Annotated in this window: 3 protein-coding genes; 2 read left to right on the forward strand and 1 reads right to left on the reverse strand. The window is 72.4% G+C overall.

All coding sequences use genetic code 11. The features are described 5' to 3' along the window. The first annotated feature begins 291 nt into the window (after nucleotides 1–291). Nucleotides 292–939 carry a YceI family protein gene (locus AAHZ94_RS30330; protein WP_349996933.1) on the forward strand — a complete coding sequence of 216 codons (648 nt, stop codon included), beginning with the start codon at nucleotides 292–294 and terminating at the stop codon, nucleotides 937–939. Between the two features lie 394 nt (nucleotides 940–1,333). Here the strand turns inward: AAHZ94_RS30330 and cimA are convergent, their stop codons facing one another. Next, a complete protein-coding gene (gene cimA, locus AAHZ94_RS30335; protein WP_349996934.1) occupies nucleotides 1,334–2,932 on the reverse strand; it encodes a citramalate synthase in 1,599 nt (532 codons plus the stop codon). A 673-nt stretch (nucleotides 2,933–3,605) separates the two neighbouring features. Between cimA and AAHZ94_RS30340 the strand changes: the two genes are divergently transcribed. Further along, complete coding sequence (locus AAHZ94_RS30340; protein WP_349996935.1) at nucleotides 3,606–3,767, forward strand: hypothetical protein; 162 nt, start codon at nucleotides 3,606–3,608, stop codon at nucleotides 3,765–3,767. Nucleotides 3,768–3,770: the final 3 nt, after the last annotated feature.

Below are 3,770 nucleotides of genomic sequence, written 5' to 3' on the forward strand. Positions count from 1 at the left end.
GGCGGGGCCGCACAACCCGACCGGACCCCGGGACTCAACCCGGGGGGGCCCCCGGCACCTGCGCCCGGGGGCGGGGCCGTGGGCTGACGCCTTGGACTGGGGATCCAAGCCGGGAGCCCGCCCCCGACACGGAGCCCGAGACCAAGCTCCGGGGCCCGAAACACAGCCAGCGGCGAGATCCGAAACGAGGTAGCCGAGTGAGACCCGAGAGGGGAAGTTGAAAATTGAACGGAATGCCTCTACGGTAGATCTCGTTGAAGCTTGAACAACAACGTCCCCCGAGGAGGAGCCATGGCTCTGTTCAACCGCAAGCGCAGCACCGTTCCGGCCCACGCCGCCACCGGCACCGCCGCCACCGACGCCGCGGCGCCACAGCAGGCGAGCCCGGCCCTCGCGGGGCTCACCGGTGACTACACGATCGACCCGGCGCACAGCAGCATCGGCTTCACCGTCCGCCACGCGATGGTCACCAACGTGCGGGGCTCGTTCGGTGAGCACGAGGGCACGCTGCACCTCGACGGGGCCGACCCGACCCACTCCACCGCCTCCATCGACATCAAGATCGCCAGCGTGGACACCGGCATCGCGGACCGCGACGCGCACCTGCGGAGCGACGACTTCTTCGCCGCCGACACCTTCCCGCTGATGTCCTTCCGCAGCACCCGCGTGGAGCAGGTCGACGACGAGAGCTTCCGCGTCACCGGCGATCTGACCATCAAGGACGTGACCCGGCCGCTCACCATCGACCTGGACTTCAACGGTGTGGCGACCGACGTCTACGGCGCCGAGCGCGTCGGCTTCGAGGGCAGCGCCACGATCCTGCGCTCCGAGTGGGGCCTGACCTGGAACGCCGCGCTGGAGACCGGCGGCGTGATGGTCAGCGACAAGGTGAAGCTCACCTTCGACATCTCCGCCGTGAAGGCCGCCCCGGCCGCCTGACCCGCCCCCATACCCCGCGGCCCCGTCCGAGCCTTCCCCCCGTAGGCCGGCCGGGGCCGCGGCCTGTCCACTGCCGCCCCGCCCCCTGCCGATCTGACCCGCGCCACGCCGCCCGCGCCGCCCCGTGCGTACGGCGGGCCCGCCCCGTACGCCCGACGCGCCGGCCCCGTACGACGCACGGAGCGTGTCGGACCGCGGGGCGGTGTGGCCCGCGGGCTGTGGGGCCGCTCCGTACGGTCACGACGCCAACGGGCAGGGGCGCTGCCGTCCCGACGCCTCGCCCGCGACCTCGCGCGCCCGCGCACGCGTACGTGCCCCGAAAGCCGAGGCACGTACGAACACCTGCGGACGGCCATCCGGCGCCGACCGGGGCGCCGCGTCCGCACCGCGCGGACTACTCCTGCGGCTCGACGCCCGCGCGCAGCAGGCCGTAGGTGTAGGCGTCCTCCAGCGCCTCCCAGGAGGCGGCGATCACGTTGTCGCCGACGCCGACGGTGGACCATTCGCCGCGTCCGTCGCTCATCGACACCAGGACCCGGGTGGTCGACTCGGTGCCGTGCCGGCCCTCCAGGATGCGCACCTTGTAGTCGACCAGCTCCAGGTCGGCCAGGTCCGGGTAGATGCGCTCCAGGGCGACACGGAGCGCCCGGTCCAGCGCGTTGACGGGGCCGTTGCCCTCGGCTGTGGCGACGATGCGCTCGCCCTTGGCCCACAGCTTGACGGTGGCCTCGTTGGCGTGGGTGCCATCCGGACGGGTCTCGACGATGCCGCGCCAGGACTCCACCCGGAAGTAGCGGCGCGCCCGCCCCTCCACCTCGGCGCGCAGCAGCAGTTCGAAGGAGGCGTCGGCGGCCTCGTAGGTGTAGCCCGCGAGTTCCCGTTCCTTGACCCGTTCGACGACCCGGGTGACCAGTGCGCGGTCGCCGCCGAGGTCGACACCGAGTTCCTTGCCCTTGAGCTCGATGGAGGCGCGGCCCGCCATGTCGGAGACCAGCATCCGCATGGTGTTGCCGACCCGCTCCGGGTCGATGTGCTGGTAGAGGTCTGGATCGACCTTGATCGCCGACGCGTGCAGGCCGGCCTTGTGGGCGAAGGCCGATACGCCCACGTACGGCTGGTGCGTGGAGGGCGTGAGGTTGACGACCTCGGCGATGGCGTGCGAGATGCGGGTCATCTCGGCCAGCGCGCCGGCGGGCAGTACGGCCTTCGCGTACTTCAACTCCAACGCGGCGACCACCGGGAACAGGTTGGCGTTGCCGACCCGTTCGCCGTACCCGTTGGCGGTGCACTGCACGTGGGTGGCGCCCGCGTCGACGGCGGCGAGGGTGTTGGCGACGGCGCAGCCGGTGTCGTCCTGGGCGTGGATGCCGAGGCGGGCGCCGGTTGCGGCGAGCACCTCGGCCACCACGGCCTGGACCTGGGCGGGCAGCATGCCGCCGTTGGTGTCGCAGAGCACGACCACGTCGGCGCCCGCCTCGTGCGCGGCGCGCACGACCTGGAGCGCGTAGTCGGGATTGCCCCGGTAACCGTCGAAGAAGTGCTCGCAGTCCACGAACACCCGGCGGCCCTGCGCCCGCAGGTGGGAGACGGTGTCCCGGACCATCTCCAGGTTTTCCTCCAGGGTGGTCCGCAGGGCGAGTTCCACGTGCCGGTCATGGGACTTGGCGACCAGGGTGATGACCGGCGCCTGTGCGTCCAGCAGCGCCTGGACCTGCGGGTCGTCCTGGGCTCTGGCGCCCGCCCGCCGCGTCGAACCGAACGCGACGAGTTGCGCGTGCTTGAAGTCGATCTCGGCGCGGGCCCTGCTGAAGAACTCAGTGTCCCGCGGGTTGGCCCCCGGCCAGCCGCCCTCGATGAACCCCACCCCGAACTCGTCCAGCCGCCGGGCGATGGTCAGCTTGTCCGCAACGGTGAGGTTGATCCCCTCGCGTTGCGCCCCGTCGCGCAGCGTGGTGTCGAACACGTGGAAGTTGTCGTCGGGTGCGTCCGTCATGCTGATCTGGCTCCTGTCGGGATCTCGGTCTACCGGAATGACCGGTTCCACCGTCCCCACTATGCTCCGTGCGCTCCGCCCCCGGGTGCAGGTGGCCCGGGAAACGAAAAGACCCCTCGCGGGTGCGAGAGGTCTGCGCGCGGGTCTGGGACGACGATGTCCGCGCCGTACTCGGTTCGTACGGGGCGGTCACTGCGGACCGGCGCGCCTGCTGCCAATAATGCTGGCGAACGAGAGCACGGCAGGAGTGTGCCACACCGCACGCCCCACGGCTCCACCGTCTCACCATGCGGGAGCCCCACCGCGGGCGCCGCTTTCGGCCACGGCTGAGAGCGGCCGGGGGCCGCTCCATTGGGTCGCGACAACGGAGCACGGGGCGGCACGCGGAGCGGGGCACGGGGCGCGTCAGACCAGCCCCACAGAGGACGAGGTGGGTGACTCGTACGGGCACGGAGCCGGCGGGGGCTCCGTACGGGGCACGCAGCACGGAGCCTTCGACTCGTACGGGGCACGGAGCACGGGGCCCGCGATGGCTCCGTACGAGGTCACGGGGCCCGGAACACGGGCCGTCGACTCGTACGGGGCTCAGGACACGGGGCCCGCGGCAGCTCCGTACCGGGCCACGGAGCACGGGGCCGTCGGTTAGGCGCGGGCCGTCGGCTCGCACCGGGAGGTGCGGGGAGATACGCGGCGGGGGGCGCCCCCCCCCCCCCGGGGGGGGGGGGGGGGGGGGGGGGGGGGGGGGGGGGGGGCGGCGGGGGGGGGCCGCCGGGCGCAGCGAAGGGCAGTACGGGGAAATGTAAGGAAGGCTTCCGGAGTCGTCAACAGCTCTTGACTG

The organism is Streptomyces sp. HSW2009, assembly GCF_040240285.1.
GTDB lineage: Bacteria > Actinomycetota > Actinomycetes > Streptomycetales > Streptomycetaceae > Streptomyces.

Excerpts from the sequence above, each read along its gene's own strand:
- AAHZ94_RS30330 (WP_349996933.1), top strand. The coding sequence starts at position 292 with ATGGCTCTGTTCAACCGCAAGCGCAGCACCGTTCCGGCCCACGCCGCC.
- cimA (WP_349996934.1), bottom strand. The coding sequence starts at position 2,932 with ATGACGGACGCACCCGACGACAACTTCCACGTGTTCGACACCACGCTG.